The sequence below is a fragment of the Sphingomonas sp. GW821-FHT09E03 genome (assembly GCF_059416225.1).
Genome location: NZ_JBWKOS010000011.1, coordinates 95,793 through 113,624 on the forward strand (window position 1 = coordinate 95,793; position 17,832 = coordinate 113,624).

General features: G+C 64.6%; 17 protein-coding genes. 6 read left to right on the forward strand and 11 right to left on the reverse strand.

The annotated features are described in order from the left end of the window. Window positions 1-289: 289 nt before the first annotated feature. Window positions 290-1,543 carry a PQQ-dependent sugar dehydrogenase gene (locus tag AC07M8_RS17295; RefSeq protein WP_495175490.1) on the forward strand — a complete coding sequence of 418 codons (1,254 nt, stop codon included), beginning with the start codon at window positions 290-292 and terminating at the stop codon, window positions 1,541-1,543. Here AC07M8_RS17295 and AC07M8_RS17300 read toward each other — a convergent pair. From AC07M8_RS17300 to AC07M8_RS17320, 5 genes are all read right to left on the reverse strand, one after another. Further along, the gene (locus tag AC07M8_RS17300; RefSeq protein ID WP_495175472.1) at window positions 1,540-3,150 is read right to left on the reverse strand and encodes a glycosyltransferase family 39 protein; all 1,611 of its coding nucleotides are present in this window, start codon (window positions 3,148-3,150) and stop codon (window positions 1,540-1,542) included. The genes AC07M8_RS17295 and AC07M8_RS17300 overlap by 4 nt on opposite strands. After that, window positions 3,147-3,908 carry an outer membrane protein gene (locus AC07M8_RS17305; RefSeq protein ID WP_495175473.1) on the reverse strand — a complete coding sequence of 254 codons (762 nt, stop codon included), beginning with the start codon at window positions 3,906-3,908 and terminating at the stop codon, window positions 3,147-3,149. Before AC07M8_RS17305 ends, AC07M8_RS17300 begins: the two co-directional genes overlap by 4 nt. 214 nt (window positions 3,909-4,122) lie before the next feature. After that, window positions 4,123-5,472, reverse strand: a complete 1,350-nt coding sequence (locus AC07M8_RS17310; RefSeq protein WP_495175474.1) for a hypothetical protein — start codon at window positions 5,470-5,472, stop codon at window positions 4,123-4,125. 208 nt (window positions 5,473-5,680) lie between these two features. Then, complete coding sequence (locus tag AC07M8_RS17315; RefSeq protein ID WP_495175475.1) at window positions 5,681-6,199, reverse strand: RES family NAD+ phosphorylase; 519 nt, start codon at window positions 6,197-6,199, stop codon at window positions 5,681-5,683. A gap of 59 nt (window positions 6,200-6,258) precedes the next feature. Then, entirely contained in the window at window positions 6,259-6,612 is a 354-nt protein-coding gene (locus AC07M8_RS17320) for a hypothetical protein (RefSeq protein ID WP_495175476.1), read from the reverse strand. Between the two features lie 308 nt (window positions 6,613-6,920). On the opposite strand from AC07M8_RS17320, the gene AC07M8_RS17325 reads away from it, so the two are divergent. The 4 genes from AC07M8_RS17325 to AC07M8_RS17340 all read left to right on the forward strand — a co-directional run bounded on the left by AC07M8_RS17325 (window position 6,921) and on the right by AC07M8_RS17340 (window position 10,435). Further along, the gene (locus AC07M8_RS17325) at window positions 6,921-7,871 is read left to right on the forward strand and encodes a replication initiator protein A (RefSeq protein WP_495175477.1); all 951 of its coding nucleotides are present in this window, start codon (window positions 6,921-6,923) and stop codon (window positions 7,869-7,871) included. Between the two features lie 508 nt (window positions 7,872-8,379). Further along, window positions 8,380-9,231, forward strand: coding sequence for a helix-turn-helix domain-containing protein (locus AC07M8_RS17330; protein ID WP_495175478.1), 852 nt, complete (start codon window positions 8,380-8,382; stop codon window positions 9,229-9,231). Window positions 9,232-9,503: 272 nt separating this feature from the next. Then, window positions 9,504-10,163 (forward strand): ParA family partition ATPase, encoded by a 660-nt coding sequence (gene parA / locus AC07M8_RS17335; RefSeq protein ID WP_495175479.1) that lies wholly within the window; start codon window positions 9,504-9,506, stop codon window positions 10,161-10,163. Beyond that, window positions 10,160-10,435, forward strand: a complete 276-nt coding sequence (locus AC07M8_RS17340) for a ribbon-helix-helix domain-containing protein (protein WP_495175480.1) — start codon at window positions 10,160-10,162, stop codon at window positions 10,433-10,435. Before parA ends, AC07M8_RS17340 begins: the two co-directional genes overlap by 4 nt. Window positions 10,436-11,350: 915 nt before the next feature. Here the strand turns inward: AC07M8_RS17340 and rfbA are convergent. The 4 genes from rfbA to rfbC are packed head-to-tail and all read right to left on the reverse strand — an operon-like array spanning window position 11,351 to window position 14,826. Then, the gene (rfbA, locus tag AC07M8_RS17345) at window positions 11,351-12,220 is read right to left on the reverse strand and encodes a glucose-1-phosphate thymidylyltransferase RfbA (RefSeq protein ID WP_495175481.1); all 870 of its coding nucleotides are present in this window, start codon (window positions 12,218-12,220) and stop codon (window positions 11,351-11,353) included. Further along, a complete protein-coding gene (gene rfbD, locus AC07M8_RS17350) occupies window positions 12,217-13,149 on the reverse strand; it encodes a dTDP-4-dehydrorhamnose reductase (protein WP_495175482.1) in 933 nt (310 codons plus the stop codon). The genes rfbA and rfbD overlap by 4 nt, the downstream gene beginning before the upstream one ends. Window positions 13,150-13,188: 39 nt before the next feature. Further along, entirely contained in the window at window positions 13,189-14,238 is a 1,050-nt protein-coding gene (gene rfbB, locus AC07M8_RS17355; protein ID WP_495175483.1) for a dTDP-glucose 4,6-dehydratase, read from the reverse strand. Window positions 14,239-14,247: 9 nt separating this feature from the next. Next, window positions 14,248-14,826: a dTDP-4-dehydrorhamnose 3,5-epimerase gene (gene rfbC / locus AC07M8_RS17360; protein WP_495175484.1), complete on the reverse strand. Its 579-nt coding sequence runs from the start codon at window positions 14,824-14,826 to the stop codon at window positions 14,248-14,250. A 255-nt stretch (window positions 14,827-15,081) separates the two neighbouring features. Here rfbC and AC07M8_RS17365 point away from each other — a divergent pair, with 255 nt between their 5' ends. Further along, complete coding sequence (locus tag AC07M8_RS17365; protein WP_495175485.1) at window positions 15,082-16,305, forward strand: sugar transferase; 1,224 nt, start codon at window positions 15,082-15,084, stop codon at window positions 16,303-16,305. Here AC07M8_RS17365 and AC07M8_RS17370 read toward each other — a convergent pair whose 3' ends face one another. Then, window positions 16,306-16,701, reverse strand: a complete 396-nt coding sequence (locus AC07M8_RS17370) for a J domain-containing protein (RefSeq protein WP_495175486.1) — start codon at window positions 16,699-16,701, stop codon at window positions 16,306-16,308. Continuing rightward, window positions 16,698-17,678, reverse strand: a complete 981-nt coding sequence (locus AC07M8_RS17375) for a M48 family metalloprotease (RefSeq protein ID WP_495175487.1) — start codon at window positions 17,676-17,678, stop codon at window positions 16,698-16,700. The genes AC07M8_RS17370 and AC07M8_RS17375 overlap by 4 nt, the downstream gene beginning before the upstream one ends. Between the last annotated feature and the right edge of the window lie 154 nt (window positions 17,679-17,832).

Consider the following 17,832-nt stretch of genomic DNA (forward strand, 5'->3'; position numbering starts at 1 on the left):
ACGCCTCCTGGCTCAATCGACCAGGAGGCAGCTTAGGTTGGATGGTCGACGTGTAGACATGTCGGGACAGGCTATGGCTTGCCTACGGACAACTGGCGCAGCTTACCCGTCGCAAAAGCCAGTCCGGCTTAGCTGGCGTCACTGGATCTGTCCGACGCCGCACCCGAGCGCCGATGCAAATGTTGCTGGCACATTGCTTCGCCCTCGCTAACGGCGGAATGTTATCTTAAGTTGGCGTGAGAATGGGGGGCAGATGAAGATTCAGGGTTGGTGGCGCTCGGCCGGCGTGATGGCGGGTGTTTTGGCGGTGACCGGTTGCGGCGATGGCGGTGATTCTTCACCCATAGCGGCCGCGCCCACGCCCACTCCCACTCCCACCCCGACCCCGGTTCCGACGCCGACACCTACCCCCACGCCGCTACCCGTGGTGTCGGTGACGGCTACTCCTGTAGCCACCTTTGCCGCGCCGTGGTCGATGCGCTTCCTTCCCGATGGCCGAATGCTGGTCACCGAGCGACCACCGACGCCGGCGACCTTGCTCAATCCTGTCGAATCCGGGCGGTTGCGGGTGGTGACGCAGACCGGAACGGTGTCCGATCCCATCGCCGGCGTACCGGCCAATGTCGGGTTGCTCGACGTGCAGCTCGACCCCCATTATGTCGACAACCATCGCGTCTACATCAGCTTCATGGAGCGTGATCCGTCCGCCGCCCGGGTCGGGCGCGATGCCGCTGATACCAACATCGATCCTGCCGGGCTGGCGGTGATGCGCGGCACGCTGACCACCGACGCGGCGGGCGTGACGACGATCGCGAACGCCACGGTCATCTGGCGGCAGTTTCCCAAGATTGTCAGCTTCCCGGGATCGGGCGAGCCCGGGGGGCGCATGGCCTTTTCGCCGGACGGCACCTACCTTTACGTGACTGCCGGCGATCGTGAGGAGCTCGATCCTGCGTTCGTGATGGCGCTCGACAATACCCTCGGCAAGATCATCCGCATCTACCCCGACGGCACCGTCCCCTCCGACAATCCCTATGTCGCTCAAGCTGGTGCCCGGCCCGAAATCTGGTCGATCGGCCACCGCAATCAATATGGCCTCGCGTTCAATGCAGCCGGCGAGCTGTGGGAGAATGAGATGGGGCCGATGGGGGGCGACGAGCTCAACCTGATCAAGCCGACCAACAATTACGGCTGGCCGAGCGTGTCGTACGGTAACAATTATGATGGCAGCCCGATCCCCAAGCCGGCCGCGGGTGACGGGTTTGCGATGTCGGCCTTCTGGTGGACACCGGTCATCGCGCCTTCCGACATGATCTTTTACTCAGGTTCGTTGTTCGGCGACTGGCGCGGCGATGCGATCATCTCGGGGCTGCAATCGAAGGGCTTGGTGCGGGTCCGCTTCACCGGCACATCGGCCGCCGAAGTCCAGCGCATCGACCTAGGCGCGCGTATCCGATCGGTCACCCAAGGGCCTGACGGAGCGCTCTGGGTTCTCGAAGACCAGCCCACCGGCCGCTTGCTGAAGCTGACGCCCAATTTCTAGGTGAGTCTGCTGGCTACAGGGCGCGGCCGGGCCGCCCCGCTCAGCGATGCCTGAGCGGGGCGGCAGGCAAGGACGATATTCGACGCCAGGCCAAAATTGCGGCATTGCCATCCCGCCCGGACGAGGGCCCGACCGTCGGCCTTTGCCAGCGTGCCCGCGACCGCGCTGTCGCTGATCCAGATCAGTGAATCTACCGCGCCGTGACTTATCTGATCGGCGACGAGGCGCCGTGGATCGGTGCCGGGCCATGCCTTCAGCACCGAGACTGACACCGGATGCCCGGCCTGGTGCAGGAAAAATCCCGCAATCTCCGCCATTCGCGTGGGATCGCTCATCCTGCCGGTAGGGCTGTCCCACAGGAAGCCGAGGCGGCGGGGGTGGTCCTCGCCCAACCATCTAGAGGGCTGATCGAGGTTGAAGGCAAAGCGGTAATTGCTGGCGGGATAGCGGAGGTTAATCGCAATATGGCTGGCGGCGAGCGCGGCCAGCATCGCCAGTACGACGGCCGGTGCGAGCGCAAGCCGCGGCTTCAACGTCTGCACCCAGATGGCGACAGCAAACAGGATGGCGGGGGCGCACACCACCGCATAGCGCCAGGTGAAGCTCGGTTTTATCATCGAGATCAGCAGGATGATCGCCATCGCCAGTAGGCCGCTGAACGCCAATGCCCGCTCCGGCGCAGGCGCGGTGTCGATCGGCCACCCCCGCCAACGGGCGATCGCGGTGATGATCCCGCCGAGGCCGAGCACCATGCCAATTGGAATCGAGACAAAGAAGCTTGCCGGGGCGAGCATCAGGTCGAGCGGAGTGATGGGGGAATACCATGTCCCGCTCTCCGCGAAGCGCAGCAGCAGCGGCAGGTGAAGCGCCATCCATCCTGCCATCGGGATCAATGCCAGCAGCGCCGGCCAGCAGCGCACCGCCTCGCGCCGGTGCATCGCCAGGAATACAACGCCCTGCACCCCGGCGAGCACCGTGGTCTGGTAATGGGTGAGAATGCCAAGCACCGACAATGTGGTCCAGGCGAGCGCATGCCGACGGGTCGGTGCCGACAGCAGCCGCAAGAAGGCGATCGCCTGCAGCGTGTTGATCAACAGCAGCAGTGCATAGCAGCGGGCATCGCTCGCATAATCGAATACCGGCACCCACAGCGCCAGCAGCGCCGCCCAGTACAGTCGCACCACGTGCGAGGAAGGGCCGAGGCGCCACGCGGCGAGCGGGGCGGCCAGCGAGCAGAGCAGGCTGAACGATCGCAGCGCCGTGGATTGGATGCCGAACACATGCGCCCAGACCCACAACAGCAGATAATAGACCGGCCCCCCCACCTCGTTCAGGCACCATTGGATCAGCGATGAAGGAGACGGCTGGCTGGCGATCACCGCCGAAAAAGTCTCGTCGAACCACAGCGGCGCGTTCCAGCCGGATGTCAGCCGACCGGCCAGGGCAAGGCCGATGATGATCACCGTCGCGAGCGCCCTGCCCAGCCTGGCTGGTTTCAGGCGGTGGACACGCTGATCGGCTGGATCCACGGCGGCAACATGGTTCATGGCGCGATTATCGCCGATGTTGGTTAACATCCGCTTCGTCTTAATGCGCTGCCGCGTCAAAGGTGCAGGCTAATCCCCCCCACCATCGCATGCTGGCGCAGCTTGACGTCGACCCGGGTCTCGCCGCTGTCCCCCCTGATACCGGCGATAGAGGTGTCGATCCGCCCGGCAACCGCGGACGCATTCACCCTTGTGTACCGATATTCGCCGAAGACACCCAGCGACCGGGTCAAGGCAACCCGCAGCCCACCGCCTGCGCGCAGGCCCCAGGCGCCCGACAGATCAGTGTCGGTGATCACATAGGTGGGGCCGGCAAAGGCATAGGGCCGCACCCGTCCGCGTGGCAGCCTGACCATGGCAAGGGCGGCGATGCCTCCCGTGGTCGGCACGGTCAGCCGGGGCAGCTTCACCGTCACCCGGTAGCCTGGTTCGATCACGACGCGCTCGCCGAACACGTCCTGGTCGAAGCGGCGGTCGGTCGTGGCGGTGACCGTCTGTTCACGCACGTCAGGATTGAGCGTCGCGGCATCCACGGCGACCCCGATCATGCCCGCCCAATAGCCAAGGCGCACGCCATAGACCGGCCGCGGCGCCAGCTTGAGACACTCGATATTCACGCCGATCCGCGTCGCGGCCAAGGTTCCGTCCACCCTTGCATCGTCGGTGCGGATAGCGGCGCTGCGACTGTCGGACGAGGAAAGGCCACCAAAGGTCTCCACCACGACCTGCGCGTGCGCAGGAAGGGCGAGCACAAGTGATCCGGCCAAGGCCGCGATGCGAAGCATGATCGTCCTTTCGAAAATCGGCAGCTCCAGCAAGGCCCGCCAGCTGCATACCGCTGTGACCGGTCGGCTCTCCCGATTGGTGCCCCGGCCAGCGAGCGCACCCGACTTGTCGTTATCGCCAGATGATAAGCGATGCGACCGTTGGCTCCAACCCACGATCGGCAGGAGGATGCGCAGAGGCTACCGATGAAGGGCGAGGCTGGCTGCGCCCCGCGTCAATCAGGGGTATCGGGGCAGCCTGAGACGATCAGCCCGAGACGGTATGCCGCCGCGCACTCATCCGCGCGAGCCATGCCGGAGCAGCCGGGTAGGTCAGTCGGAAGGTGCCGCGCACCTGCAGAGCGAGGACGATGATGATCCCGGCGCCGAACAGCAGGATCGCGGGGTTGAGCACTACCTGGTATGAGACATTGCCGCGGTACGCGACATTCTTGGGAATTAGCATCAGCCAGGAAGTGATCATCGCAACGCGATCGCTCGAGACGGTAGTTGACGCGATCGGCTCCAGCCCTGCCGACATCAGCGGCAGCATGAAGATCAGCAGGTGATAATCGGCAATCACGCTCGAGCCCAGGCAGTAGGCGGTGGCCGTCATGAACAGCAGGCCGGCGTCGGACAGGCGGCTGGTCACCCATCCCCATGCACCGGCGAGAAGCACGATCATGCTGGGGATCAGCGCTATCTTGTCGAGTCCCGGGTGGTAACCAAGGAAGAATTTGAGCGCGCCGTAGAGCGACGAGCCCAGGGTAAGCCCATCGTCTTCCACCACATAGACCTGATAGTAGGTCGCTAGACCGCGCAGGAAATTGTGCAGCGTGTAATCAGGGTATAAGCGGTTCGCCAGCATCAGGCTGACGAGGCCGACGCTGGCCCCCGTCAGGCAGAAGGCGGGTATTATCCGGCCGAGTTGCCGCCAGTAGAATAGGCCGAGCGGCAGCGTGAACAGCATCGCATTGGGGCGAAGGTTGACCACCACCGCCAGCAGGATCGCGGCGAGCACTGGCGCCTGGCGCCGCGAGCCGAGCAGCATGGCATGGATCAGCATTACCCCGGCAAAGCCGGCATAGACGTTGCCGCGCGCGACGATCAGCGCGAACGGATAGCTCAGCAGGCCGATCAGCGCCCATGCCACAGCGTCTGCGCGCGTGTCGGCTCTCTTTGTCGCGACCGTGATCCAGTAGAAGGCGAGCACGGCATAGCTCAGCACAAAACCGCCAACCCCGCCGATCACGCTCATCGCGCGCAGACTGAGCAGGCAGAACAGCGTCATCAGCGGTGTGCTGTGGAAATGGGTATATTTGACGTGGCCGAGCCCTGCTGCTCCCTGCATGGGGTCGTAGACGGCCGGACGAACGGGGAAATGGGCCAGCCCAAACAGGCTGCCGGTGGGTATCGGCCGGCCGTCTGAATAAGAGAAGATGTTCTTGAAATAATCGCCGAACAGATCGTTGTTGAAACCCAGCATCAGCGCCACGGGGCGATCATCGCCCAGCCAGTTGGCGACCAGCGCATAGCTCAGCGCCGCGATCAGTCCCATCAGCAACGCGCGCAGCAGCAGCCAAGGATCAAGCTTGTCGTTCCGCAGGGTTATGGCCATGGCCTTGGTCAACGCTAGCCTCCCTCCAAACACGTTGCGGGCACTCTGGCTGATCATGGTTAATTATTCGCTATGCCGGCTCGCTCATCGCGTGGGGGCAATGCTGGTTCGCCTGCCGGCATGAGGTGCTGCCGACATGCGTTCACTCCGACATGTCTACAGGTCAACATGTCGACCAAATAATTGCAGGTGGTCGGTTTGCCCCTCGTCATGCCTTGCCGGCGAGCGAACCGTCTGGATCTAGCAGGGTGAGCAATGCTCCCGCCCCTCCCTCGCCTGCCACCTGCCAGCGCCACAATACCAGCGCCGTGCCACCGTAATTCTGTGCCGAAGGGACGAGCGCGCCATCGGCGCCGGCGCTGATCAGGGTACGCGCCAGGGCCCAGCTTGGCGGGTCCTTGCCCTCCAACGCCGCGAGTGCCTTCCAGGGAGACACAGCCGCAAGGGCAACCTGAGTACCGCCCGGCCGCCCGTGGCCATCGGTGAGATCGGCGATAGCCTCGGCGTCGATGCGATAGGGCGCCAGCGTGCCCGGACGCGGCAGGCCCTGATAATATTCGGCGACCGCGGTCACCGGATCGGCCGCTAGGTAGAGCGCGGCGGTGCCCTTGGCATTCCAGCGACCGCCATGGAGGCGGGCGCCCTCCCCCGAGAATGGCGCGCGCTGGTAGCGGATCGACAGCATCCGCCACGCCGGCGCGTGCAGGGGAGCAAGCCGGTAGGTCATGGCAGCAGGCTAACGGTGGCGACCACAGCCGTTATCGTCGGCTGCCACTGCATCTCGGCTCACGAATAGACGCCCTCGGCGATCCGCTCGAGATCCTCCAGCACCAGCGCGGCCTGACCTTGCTCGACGAGTTCCTCAGCCGTCTTGCCGAAACCCGGGATCGGCTGGTGGCGGAACCAGATGATCGCCCTGCCCTCGTCGCCACCGGTCAGCTCCGCGGCGCGGGCGATGATCCGGGCGATCTCGCCGAGCTTGGCCTGGACCGCCGGGCTCTCCGGCTTGGCGGTCATGGTGTTGCGGTTGACGTGGGCGAGACGGGCGAGCTGCGCCATCGGTAGCCGCAGCCGTTCGGCCATCCGCCGGGGCGCGATCATGTCATGGTCGCGGATGTCGTCGAGAAAAGCGGCAAGCATGGGTGCACTCCCTGCCCGTTATATGCCTTATCGTTGCACCAAGTTCAACAGATCGGCGGTTGGACGCTTCGCAGCATCCCCGGCGGACGGCACACCATGGCCTATGTCTCTTCAACATGTCGCATTGTCGACATGTCGATAAGGGCGGTCGCGGTATCGCCGGCACCATCGGCTCGCCGAGCACGATTTTCATACTCGAAAGCACGAACTGAGGCCCGATTTTGCCCGTCTGCGCCTAAGCCCCGAGGGACAGGCTCCCATAAGTTCGTGCTTTCGAGTATGAAAGCCGCATGACCCGACCACCCCCCGTGAAGCGCCCCCCTGCCTCCCGCGCTTCCGCCGCCCGCGCCCCCCAGGCGAAGGACGGCAAGCCCGTCGTCGTTCCCCAGGGAGATCTGTTTCTGCTCGACAGCCCGTTGTACGGCGAGATCCGCGGCGAGCGATCGCTGATGGCCTTCCCGTTCTTCGCGCTCAGCAAGAACGCCTGGATGAAGCCGCTGAGCTATCGCACCGATACCGTGACCATCGACGTACGGCCGAGCGCGACCGGGGTGGCGACGATCTACGACAAAGAGATCGTGCTCTACATCGCCAGCCTGATGGCGGCGAAGCTGGAAGCGGGCGAGCAGGTCGACCAGGATTTCGTGTTCACCGCGCACGATCTGTTCAGCGTCACCGGCAGCAATCACTCGGCGCGTTCCTACAATCGCCTGTCCGAGGCGCTGGAGCGGCTCCAGGGTACGCAGATCAAGACCAATATCGAGGCAGGTGGTGAAGGCGAGGAGGGCTTCTTCTCCTGGTTGTCCGAAGCCAAGCTTCATTACACCAAGACCCGCAACAACGAGCGCCGGCTGAAAGCGGTCAAGATCCGGCTGTGTGACTGGCTGTTCCGTGCGATCCTGCGCGATCGCCAAGTGCTCGACTATGCCGCGGCCTATTTTCAATTGGGACCGATCGAGCGGCGGATCTACGAGGTCGCACGCTCGACCTGCGAGCAGGATGGACTCGACATCGACCTTGCCACCTTCCGGCTGCAGATCGGCTATCAAAACCCGCTCGCCAATTTCAAGGCGGCGCTGAAGCAGATCGTCGGTACCGATGCGATCCCCGATTTCAATCTGAAGCTGGTCGAGGATGTCGCCACCCCCGCCGATGACGACGAACCCGCCCGGCGCGGTCGCCGCGCGGCCCAGGTGCGGGTGATCATCACGCCGCGCCCGCGCGCGCTGGCCGACGGCGCGGGCGAGCCCGCCGCCTGAGGGGCCACCCGTTTTCCGAAGCACGTCTCCGGATGGGTGGGTAGACCGGCTGTCCGAATCAGCGGACCCGAATCAGGCTGCGCTGAGTCGGGTCGCGGCTCTGCCGCCATGGTCAATTGATACTCGATAGCACGAAGTATTCACCAATATCATACTCGATAGCACGAATATGATCGGCAATTCATACTCGAAAGCACGAACTTTTTTGGACCTAAATACTCGAAAGCACGAACTGTCGCTGCTTTCTATGTTGGATGATTGCTGCAAAAATCAGCCGGGCTGGCGCTGTTGCCGGCGAAACTGATCAGGAAGCGGCTGTGACCACATAAAGGAAAGCCCGGCACGAGGCCGGGCATCCCAAGGGTTTGATGGAGCGACGTCGCCAAACGTCGATCCGAAGTGCATCACACTTCCTCCAGATACTCGACCCGCACCGTCGGTTCAAGGATGCGCGTTTCGCGCCACGCCCCTTTTTTGCCCCGGTCCCAGCCCTTGAAGGGGATGGACGATGACGGTGTTTACCCTCGGCCAAGCGGCCGGGCTGGCGTTGCGCGGCGTCGCCGCGGCAGGAAGCGATGCGCGGGGACCACGGCCCCGCCCTGCCCGCTCAGGTGCGCCGCACCGTACCGGCGCGCCGGTGCTGCGCGGCAGCATCGAGGCCGGCACCTTCGAGGAGGCCTTCTTCGCCGTCCCTGCCAAGGGCGAGACCGATCGGCTGCTGCGCATCGCGCGGCGCACGCTCGATGCCGCCCGCCAGCTGCGCCGCGAGGCGCGCGCCGGCAGCCGGGTGCTGAGCCGTTCCGAGCAGGCGATCGCGACGCTCAGCGCCGGCGCGGTGCGCGTCTATGAGGAGATCCTCACCCTCGCCCGGCTCAACCGGGGCCAGGTGTTCCCAAGCTATGATCATCTCGCCGAGGCGACCGCGCTCGGCCGGGCCACCGTCGCGCGCGCGCTGCGCGTCCTGGAAGGCATCGGCTTCCTCGTCCGTCAGCGTCGTTTCAAGCGGATAGAGGCCCAGGGCGCCGGCCCGCGCTACAAGCAGACATCCAACGTCTACCGGCCCACCTTGCCGTCAAGCGTGCTCGCCTATCTGCCGCGCTGGATGCGGCCCGCGCCCATTCCCTGCGATCAGGTCCAGCGTGACGCCGACCGGGGCGAGGATCAGGCCGCGATGCTTGCCAGCCTGTCATGCCGCGAGTTGGCGGCGGCAACGGTAGGTGGTGCGCTCGGCGCGATGCTTGCGCGCTTGGGTGCTGGGATCGATCGCCTTGAGCGCGAGTCTCACAACGATCCTCAACCCCGACACAAGTTCAATAATTCAAAGAAAACCCGAAGCGGCCTCGTCGGCCGCCAAGATTGACCCGACGGTCCCATGCCGAACAGACAAAAAACTCCTCAACGAAACAAAGCAACTGCCACGTCAGGAGTGACGGCTTACGCCGTCACATGCTCCCTAGAAGGAGCAAGCGGCTTTGGCAGGAGCGATCGCGAGGGCAGGGCGGCGGTCGAGCTGTATGATCGTCGACACGCGTCGGCTCGGATCATGGCTATGCCGTTCGAAACCAGACGCATCGACACGTCGAGCGACAAACATGTAGACATGTAGGACGGGAGACATGTAGGAAAGCAGACATGCCGACAATTGCGATCATCAGCCAGAAGGGCGGGGCGGGCAAGACCACCCTCGCGCTCCACCTTGCCGCCGCAGCCCAGGATGCCGGCCGCGTCGGGCTCATCATCGATACCGATCCCCAGGCGACCGCCAGCCAATGGGCCTCATGGCGCCAGGATGCGCCGCCCGAGGTGATCGACAGCCCGCCACCCCGGCTCGCTGCCAAGGTCGAGCAGGCGAGGGGTCAGGGCGCCGAGTTCATCGTCATCGACACGCCACCCCATGCCGACAGTGCCGCCCGCGCCGCGGTCGAGGTTGCCGACCTGGTGCTGATCCCGTGCCGGCCGAGCGCGTTCGACCTGTCCGCGATCCAGACCACCGCCAAGCTCGTCCAGCTGCTGCGCAAGCCCGCTTATGTGGTCTTCACCGCCGGCTCGCCCAACGCGCCGCGGGTCTACCAGGAGGCCGGCGAACTGGTGGAGAGCTACGGCACCCCGCCATGCCCGATCCAAATTCCCGATCGCGCCGCTTATCGTCACGCCAGCGCCGAAGGCCGCACGGTCATGGAGTTCGAGTCGTCGGGCAAGGCAGCCGATGACATTCGGCAGCTCTACACGTGGACATGTCGACAGGTCGGGCTGTCGATATCCGTTAAACGCAAGACAAAGGCCGCCGCATGAGCCGCAAGCCCTCCTTCGCCAATTTGCGCGGTCCTGCCACTGCGGCTCCGTCGGTCGCCCCGCCAGCTGCGGCTCCCGCCCTGTCGGTTCCGGCAGGCCAGGGTCCGGCTAGCCGCCAGGGCCGCAAGCAGATCGCCGGCTTCTTCAGCCCGGAAATGTCCTTTGCTATGCACACGCTTGCCCGGCGCCAGGGTAGGAGCCTTCAAGCACTGATGGCCGAGGCGTTTAACGATGTGCTGAGAAAGCATGGCGAAAGCCCGATCGGCGACTGACCTCGGCAATCGACGTGTCTACAACTCGACATGCCGGCGCGATGGTCTGCCTGTTGGAGCGAGTGCTAATCTGCTGGAAGCCGGAGCGTTTGCTAGCAAGATCAGTCGAGCAAGAACGGGATCATCCGGCAATTCGACGCTCTTCAACGCCGCAAGCCACCGCGGGGCTGTTCGTCAACAGCACGGTCAGTACCTCCGGGAGAGGACGATGCTCTTCCCGGCGTACTAGGTGCCAAACGTCGCCCTTTCGGATGAGGTGAAACCGCAGCACGGCGCCAAGGATGGTGTTACCATGGCCATGCCGATGGGCGACTACATCCGCCTGTCGGCTCCGTCGTAGCCGAACCCTTCCACATCCCAGGCAGCGACATACCATTATCATCGGGCGCAACATCGCTGGTCGGCGTGTCCAACGATGGATTCCAAATCGGCAGAGCATCGCGTAACTCCCGAGCCAGCGGCGCAAGGATCATATCCTAATTGTTGCTGCGACGCAGCAAGCAGCCGATCGCCCTGTCTCGCGCCAGCAACACTAAGTCCCGCTATGACGCTTAACAGGCAACTCCCGCGAACCAGCTGATTGTGTTTGCAGCAGGAGCTCTGCCCTATTGCCCGCGAGCTCGACACGTCGGTTCTCCTGCCAAGGGCGTGACCGGCACCGCCTGATCCACTGTCGCGAACCGGAATGTCACGCTGGCGACCTTACGTCCTGGGGAATTGTAGGCTTCCAATAGTTGGTGCCCCTTGGTCTATCGACCCTTAGGATGGTGTCCTTTCTAGGCAGGAGCCGCAAATCGCAACCCAACAACGGGCAGGGTGGATTCGCACCACGACAGAACATCGTGCTCATCCCATGGTGGCAGGTTCAGGTCCGTAGGAACTCAGGGTGGGGGGCGAGGTGATCCCGGCACATGATCAAGCCTCTTCCACCGCGTTGAGGATGGCTCGCCCGTACGCCGTCTTCTTGAACCGCTCGCCTGCCTCCCGGGCCTGATCTGCGGTGATGAAGCCTTGGAGGAATGCGATCTCTTCCAGGCAGGCGACCTGAATGCCCTGACGGTTCTGGAGAGTGCGGACAAACTCGCTCGCCTCGAGCAGGCTGTCGTGAGTACCGGTGTCGAGCCAGGCATAGCCGCGGCCCATTCGTTCCACGAACAGATCGCCGGCCTCCATGTAGAGCCGGTTGATATCAGTGATTTCCAGCTCGCCCCGCGCTGATGGTTTGAGATCGCGGGCCAACTGAACCACTCGATTGTCGTAAAAATACAAACCGGTGACCGCATAATGCGATTTGGGTTGAGCTGGCTTTTCCTCGATACTCAGCGCCCTGCCGCCCTGGCCGAGTTCAACCACTCCGTAGCGCTCCGGATCATCGACCCGATAGGAGAAGACCGTGGCACCGCTGGCGCGCGCAACGGCGCTGGCGAGCAGCTCGGTAAGCTGGGCGCCGAAGAAGATGTTGTCGCCCAGCACCAGCGCGACCGGATCACCGCCGATAAACTCGGCGCCGATCGTGAACGCTTGGGCAAGGCCCTCGGGGCGAGGTTGTTCGGCATAGGATATCGCCAAGCCGAGCGCGGTGCCGTCGCCGAAAAGATTGCGGTAATTGCCGAGATATTCGGGGCTCGAGATGATCAATATGTCGCGGATGCCGGCGAGCATTAGCACCGACAGCGGATAATAGATCATCGGCTTGTCGTAGACCGGCAGGAGCTGCTTGTTGACCGCCAGCGTCGCGGGATGGAGCCGGGTGCCGGATCCGCCGGCGAGAATGATGCCCTTCATGGCTGCTGTTCCTTGATGGCGGCGTCTTCGCCTGCAGAGGTGACGATTGGCCCGATCAGATCGTCGAGAATGTCGCCCAGCGCCGCCTGCCAGGGGCGCGGCTCGATGCCATGGGCGGTGCGCAGCGCCTGGTGGCTGAGCAGCGAGTTGGCCGGGCGCCGTGCAGGGGTAGGGTAGGCGTTGCTCGGGATAGGTATCACCGCGGCGGAAGGACCGCCCCGCATGGCGCTCTGGCGGAAGATCTCGGCCGCGAACCCGGCCCAGCTCACAGCGCCGGCATTGCTGAAATGGAAGGTACCGCTGGGGGCGTCATCGACCTCGACGAGGCGCACGGTGATTGCCATCAGCGCGCCCGCAAGATCCGCTGCGCTTGTCGGGCTGCCGTGCTGGTCGTCGACCACTGATAAGCTATCGCGCGTGGCGCCGGCCCGCAGCATGGTTTTGACGAAATTGCTGCCGTGGGCGCTCACTACCCAGGCGGTGCGAACGATCGCATAGCGAGCGCCGCTGGTGCGCACCGCCAACTCGCCGCCCAGTTTGGAGGCGCCATAGACGCCGAGCGGCGCGACGGGATCGTCAACCTCCCAGGCACCCGCCTTGTCGCCGGCAAAGACGTAATCGGTCGATATCTGGACCAGCGGAATGCCCGCCGAGGTACAGGCCGCGGCGAGGGCGGCGGGGGCGAGCGCGTTGATCGCCCAGGCGGCGACCAGATCGCTCTCCGCTTTGTCGACCGCCGTATAGGCCGCGGCGTTGATCACCGCCGCCCAGGGACGCGCCGCCATCAGCGCGGTGATCGCTGCGGGATCACCGAGGTCGAGCGCGGCGCGATCGAGCGCGACGACCTCCCAGCCTGTCGGCCAGGAGCAGCGCTGCAGCTCGGTGCCGAGCTGGCCGTTGGCGCCGGTGACGAGAACAAGACGCGTCATCGGCGCGCCAACATGTCGACAGGCCTACACCAAGACATGTCAGGCGACCCCGCGCCGCTCGGCCGCTTTGGCCGCAACCAGCGGCCGCCACCAAGCCTCGTTGGCGAGATACCAGGCGACGGTCTTGGCGATCCCGGTCTCGAACGTCTCCGCCGGCGTCCAGCCGAGTTCATCCCTGATCCGGCTGGCGTCGATCGCATAGCGTTTGTCGTGGCCGGGGCGGTCGGCGACATAGCTGATCTGCTCGGCATAGCTGGCGCCATCCTCGCGCGGCCGCAGCTCGTCGAGGATCGCGCACACGGTCTTCACCACCTCGAGGTTCTGCTTCTCGTTGTTGCCGCCGACATTGTAGGTGCGGCCGGGCTCGCCACGCTCGAACACCGTCTGCAGCGCGCGGACATGGTCCTCGACGAACAGCCAGTCGCGAACCTGGTCGCCCTTGCCGTAGACGGGTAGGGGAGCGCTATCGAGCGCCTTGGCGATCATCAGCGGGATCAGCTTTTCGGGGAAGTGATAGGGGCCGTAGTTGTTCGAGCAGTTGGTGATCAGCACCGGCAGGCCGAAGGTATGTCCCCAGGCGCTGACCAGATGGTCGGATCCGGCCTTTGACGCCGAATAGGGCGAGCGCGGATCATAGGGCGTCTGCTCGGTGAACAGCCCGGTGTCGCCGAGCGATCCATAGACCTCGTCGGTGGAAATATGGTGGAACCGGAAGGTCGCGCGCGCCACCTCGTCGAGCCCCAGCCAATAAGCGCGGGCCTCGGCAAGCATGGTGTAGGTGCCGACGACGTTGGTCTGGACGAACGCACCGGGGCCGTCGATCGACCGGTCGACGTGGCTCTCGGCTGCGAGATGCGTGATGACGTCGGGTTTGAACTCGGCGATCGCCGCACGCACCGCCTCGGCATCGCAGATGTCGCCCTGGACGAAGCGATAGCGGTTGGAGGTCGCAACCCGCTCGACCGTGGTCAGCGTGCCCGCATAGGTCAGCTTGTCGAAGTTCAGCAGCTCGTGGTCGCTATGCTCGATCAGGTGGCGGATCAGGGCCGAACCGATGAAGCCGGCCCCGCCGGTGACGAAGATGCGCATGGATGTCCTTCAGGCGAGAGGCGCGAGCGGGCGGCCATCATAAGGGAAGGGGCTATCGAAGTCGCCCAGCAGCGGCTGCACCTTGTCCTTGGCGGACAGCTCGGGAGTGACGTCGGCGGGAATCGGCCAGGCGATGCCCAGGGCGGGATCATCCCAGCGGATGCCGCCATCGTGCTCGGGCGCATAGGTGTCGGAACATTTGTAGATGACCTCGCAGTCAGGTTCCAGCGTCACGAACCCGTGTGCGAACCCTGTAGGAATGAACAGCTGATGGCCATTGTCCGCGGAAAGCTCGGTGCCGATCCATTGCCCATAGGTCGGGGATCCGCGACGGATGTCGACTGCGACGTCGAAGATGCGGCCGCGGACACAGCGAACGACCTTGCTTTGCGCGCGCGGGGGCGTTTGAAAATGAAGGCCGCGTAACGTGTATCGCGGCCCGGACAGCGAATGATTATCCTGTACGAACCGGCAGCTGATGCCGAGTTCGGCAAAGGTCGGTTCCGAATAGGTCTCGGTAAACCACCCGCGTGCATCGCCGAAGCGCTTTGAAACGATCAGCCGGACAGGAGATGCGGTGTCGGTCATCGCCACGCGGTTAGTGGTATATTGATCTACCCGCAACGTGGCTGCCGGCCCGAGCGCAAGCCAATGGCTTGCCCGGCTTTGACATAGGGCGCTAAGGAGGCGCGGCGCGTCTTGCGTCCCCACGATGACCGGTGGGTAATCGGTGCGTTCGGGCTCTCGGCCCCGGTATGAGGTGGCCTGGTGCTGATAACGGGAGATCACGGGCGATCGACGCGGGCTCGCCGTCCCAATGTTCGTTTGCTCAAGCCGTTGCTGATGGTGGCGCTGGTCGCCTATTTCGTGCCGCTGGTTGCCCCGCTGATCGCGTCGGGGACGCTGTCGCAAAACCTTCCCGGCACGTTCAACACGCAACTGACCTCGCTGATCGCCGCGGTCGTCGCGTTGCTCATCTTCCGCCGTGTGACCATCTATCCCGGTACGCGCGCGTTCGGCTTCATCCTGCCGGCCTTCTCCACCACCTTCGGCATCGCTGCGGCGGTACTGCTGTTCTCGCGCGCCAGCTACAGCGGCTCCATGCTGCTCGCGGGCTATCTCGCCTCACTCGCCGTGACCTTCATCCTCGGCTATCTCAACCAGCGCGCCGCGCCGATGCGGATGTATTATGTGCCATTCGGCAAGACCGACATTGTCCGCGACACTCCGCAGATCGACTGGGTCAAGCTGACCGAGGCCGTCGTGCCGCGCGATCCCGGGGCGTCGATCGTCGCCGACCTCAGGCTGTCGCATTCGCCCGAATGGGAACGCATGCTCGCCCAAGCTGCGATCTCGGGCATTCCCGTTTATCACACCAAGCAGCTGCGGGAGTCGCTGACCGGGCGCGTTCAGATCGAGCATCTGTCGGAGAACAGCTTCGGGTCGCTGCTGCCGGCTCTCGGCTATCGCGGCATCAAACGTACGATCGACATCGTCGCGAGCATCGTGCTGCTGCCGATCCTGATTCTGCCGCTGCTGGTGGTCGCCTTGCTGGTGCGCACGAGCTCGCCCGGACCAATCCTGTTCCGCCAGCGGCGGATGGGTTATCGCGGCGTGCCGTTCGACATGCTCAAATTTCGGACGATGACGGTAGCGCCGACGATCGTTGATGACGATGAGGCGGCGCGTCACGCGGCGATCACCCGTGACGGCGACCAGCGCATCACGGGCATCGGCCGCTTCCTGCGCCGCTCGCGGATCGACGAATTGCCGCAGTTGGTGAACATCCTGCGTGGCGAGATGAGCTGGATCGGCCCGCGGCCGGAAGCGGTGCCGCTATCGAGCTGGTATGAGCGTGAGCTGCCCTTCTACGCCTATCGGCACATCGTGCGGCCAGGGATCACCGGCTGGGCGCAGGTCAATCAAGGTCATGTCGCCGGGCTCGATGACGTGCACGTCAAGCTCCACTACGACTTCTATTATATCAAGTTCTTCTCGTCATGGCTCGATCTGCTGATCGCCTTGCGCACGGTCCGCATCATGCTCACCGGTTTTGGCGCCAAATGATCAGCCGATTGCGCCGCGCGAGAGATAGCGCAGCACGGCCGTTCCGACAGTGACGATCAGCAGCGGCCGCCATCCTAGCAGGCGCCTAGGACGCAGTTGCCAATGTGGATGGCGGCGATCGTAGCGGCGCAGGCGGCGCTGGACCTCACGTTGATGGGCGAGGTGGGATTCTTCACGCTCCTGAAGCATCCGATCGTGTCGCGCCCGTGCCTCGGCATTGGAGAGGCAGCGATAGGCCTGCTGTACCTCCTGCAGGCGGCCTGGCAGGCTACCCTGAGGTGCAAGATCGGGATGATGCCGCTTGGCATGCCTAACATAGGCATGGCGGATCTGCGCCGGCGAGGCATAGCGCGGCACCCCGAGGACTTGGTAGAAGTCTCGCTGCGGCACCGTCATGGCAGGTGGCGTGCCGCTGCCAGCGTGCGCATCGCCGCGATGCGACGCCCGGCTGGGTCGTGGGAAGCGAACAGGGCGATGCCGAGATCGGTGTCCATCCGCTTGAGGATGGCGGCACCGGCCACGGGGTCGAAGCCGGCATCGATCATCATCTCGCCGCCCAGCGCATCCGCCTCGCGCTCGGTCGAGCGCACGATCTGTCCGCTTCTGCCGAGGGTGCGGCCGAGGCCATGGCTGACCGTGGGCCCGCGCATCACGGCCGCATGGCCGAGGATATTGTGGGCCATCTCATGGGCGATGATGAAGGCGAGCTCATCGTCTGACCGGACCCGCATCACAAGCCCGGTGGTGAGGAAGACATGGCTACCATCGGCATAGGCATTATGCTGGTCCGACCGCGCCAGGAAAACTCGCGACGGGCAGGCGGGCACCGCCGTGACGGCGAGGGTGAGGGTAACGCCATCGCGTAGCAGGGTGATAGCGATGGGGGCGGCAGCCGCTTGGTCCAGCAGATCCTCGATGGCGTCCGACCGCGCATGCGCACGGGCGGCATCGAATGGCGCGGTGAGATCAGCCTCGGGCGGCAGGGCCTTGCCATCGATGGCGAGCAGGACGTCGCCGGGGCGGAGACCGGCGCGCGCGGCGGGACTGCCGGGCACGATCACGATCGCGCCGGGCCCGCGGTCGAGCGCCAGCGCCGCGATCATCCCGGGCCGATCGGCAGGATGGAATTGGGAGAGATGCTGCAGCACCAGGCCGGTCGCAGGCGCCGGGCGGGAGCATCGCGCCCGCGCCTCCGTGGCCAGTCCAAAGGCGATCCGTGCCACCCGGGCATCGTCCTCGCGACCGGGCAGATAGGCACTCGCGGCCGATGATTGTTCTTGCCGAGGTACGGCCTGGATTGACTGGGGGCCGGTCGCCTGAGCCCGGCCGATGACGAGTGCCAGCACCATCACGGCGGAAGGAGCGAAGATCATGGCGCAAGCAGTAGGTCGGATCGATACGGGGTGCACCCCGGGAGGCACAAAAAAAGGGCCGAGGACCACGTCCTCGACCCTTTTCCCGAAACTTTGACGATCAGCTTACGGGCTGACGGAGCTATCCGCATCGTCGTCGCTGTCGGCAACAACA

Bases quoted from the DNA above. Each gene is read 5' to 3' on its own strand.
- AC07M8_RS17370 (WP_495175486.1), bottom strand. From the start codon at position 16,701: ATGACGGTGCCGCAGCGAGACTTCTACCAAGTCCTCGGGGTGCCGCGC.
- AC07M8_RS17310 (WP_495175474.1), bottom strand. From the start codon at position 5,472: ATGGCCATAACCCTGCGGAACGACAAGCTTGATCCTTGGCTGCTGCTG.
- AC07M8_RS17365 (WP_495175485.1), top strand. From the start codon at position 15,082: ATGGTGGCGCTGGTCGCCTATTTCGTGCCGCTGGTTGCCCCGCTGATC.
- rfbC (WP_495175484.1), bottom strand. From the start codon at position 14,826: ATGACCGACACCGCATCTCCTGTCCGGCTGATCGTTTCAAAGCGCTTC.
- AC07M8_RS17340 (WP_495175480.1), top strand. From the start codon at position 10,160: ATGAGCCGCAAGCCCTCCTTCGCCAATTTGCGCGGTCCTGCCACTGCG.
- AC07M8_RS17295 (WP_495175490.1), top strand. From the start codon at position 290: ATGGCGGGTGTTTTGGCGGTGACCGGTTGCGGCGATGGCGGTGATTCT.
- rfbD (WP_495175482.1), bottom strand. From the start codon at position 13,149: ATGACGCGTCTTGTTCTCGTCACCGGCGCCAACGGCCAGCTCGGCACC.
- rfbA (WP_495175481.1), bottom strand. From the start codon at position 12,220: ATGAAGGGCATCATTCTCGCCGGCGGATCCGGCACCCGGCTCCATCCC.
- parA (WP_495175479.1), top strand. From the start codon at position 9,504: ATGCCGACAATTGCGATCATCAGCCAGAAGGGCGGGGCGGGCAAGACC.
- AC07M8_RS17315 (WP_495175475.1), bottom strand. From the start codon at position 6,199: ATGACCTACCGGCTTGCTCCCCTGCACGCGCCGGCGTGGCGGATGCTG.
- AC07M8_RS17375 (WP_495175487.1), bottom strand. From the start codon at position 17,678: ATGATCTTCGCTCCTTCCGCCGTGATGGTGCTGGCACTCGTCATCGGC.
- AC07M8_RS17330 (WP_495175478.1), top strand. From the start codon at position 8,380: ATGACGGTGTTTACCCTCGGCCAAGCGGCCGGGCTGGCGTTGCGCGGC.
- rfbB (WP_495175483.1), bottom strand. From the start codon at position 14,238: ATGCGCATCTTCGTCACCGGCGGGGCCGGCTTCATCGGTTCGGCCCTG.
- AC07M8_RS17320 (WP_495175476.1), bottom strand. From the start codon at position 6,612: ATGCTTGCCGCTTTTCTCGACGACATCCGCGACCATGACATGATCGCG.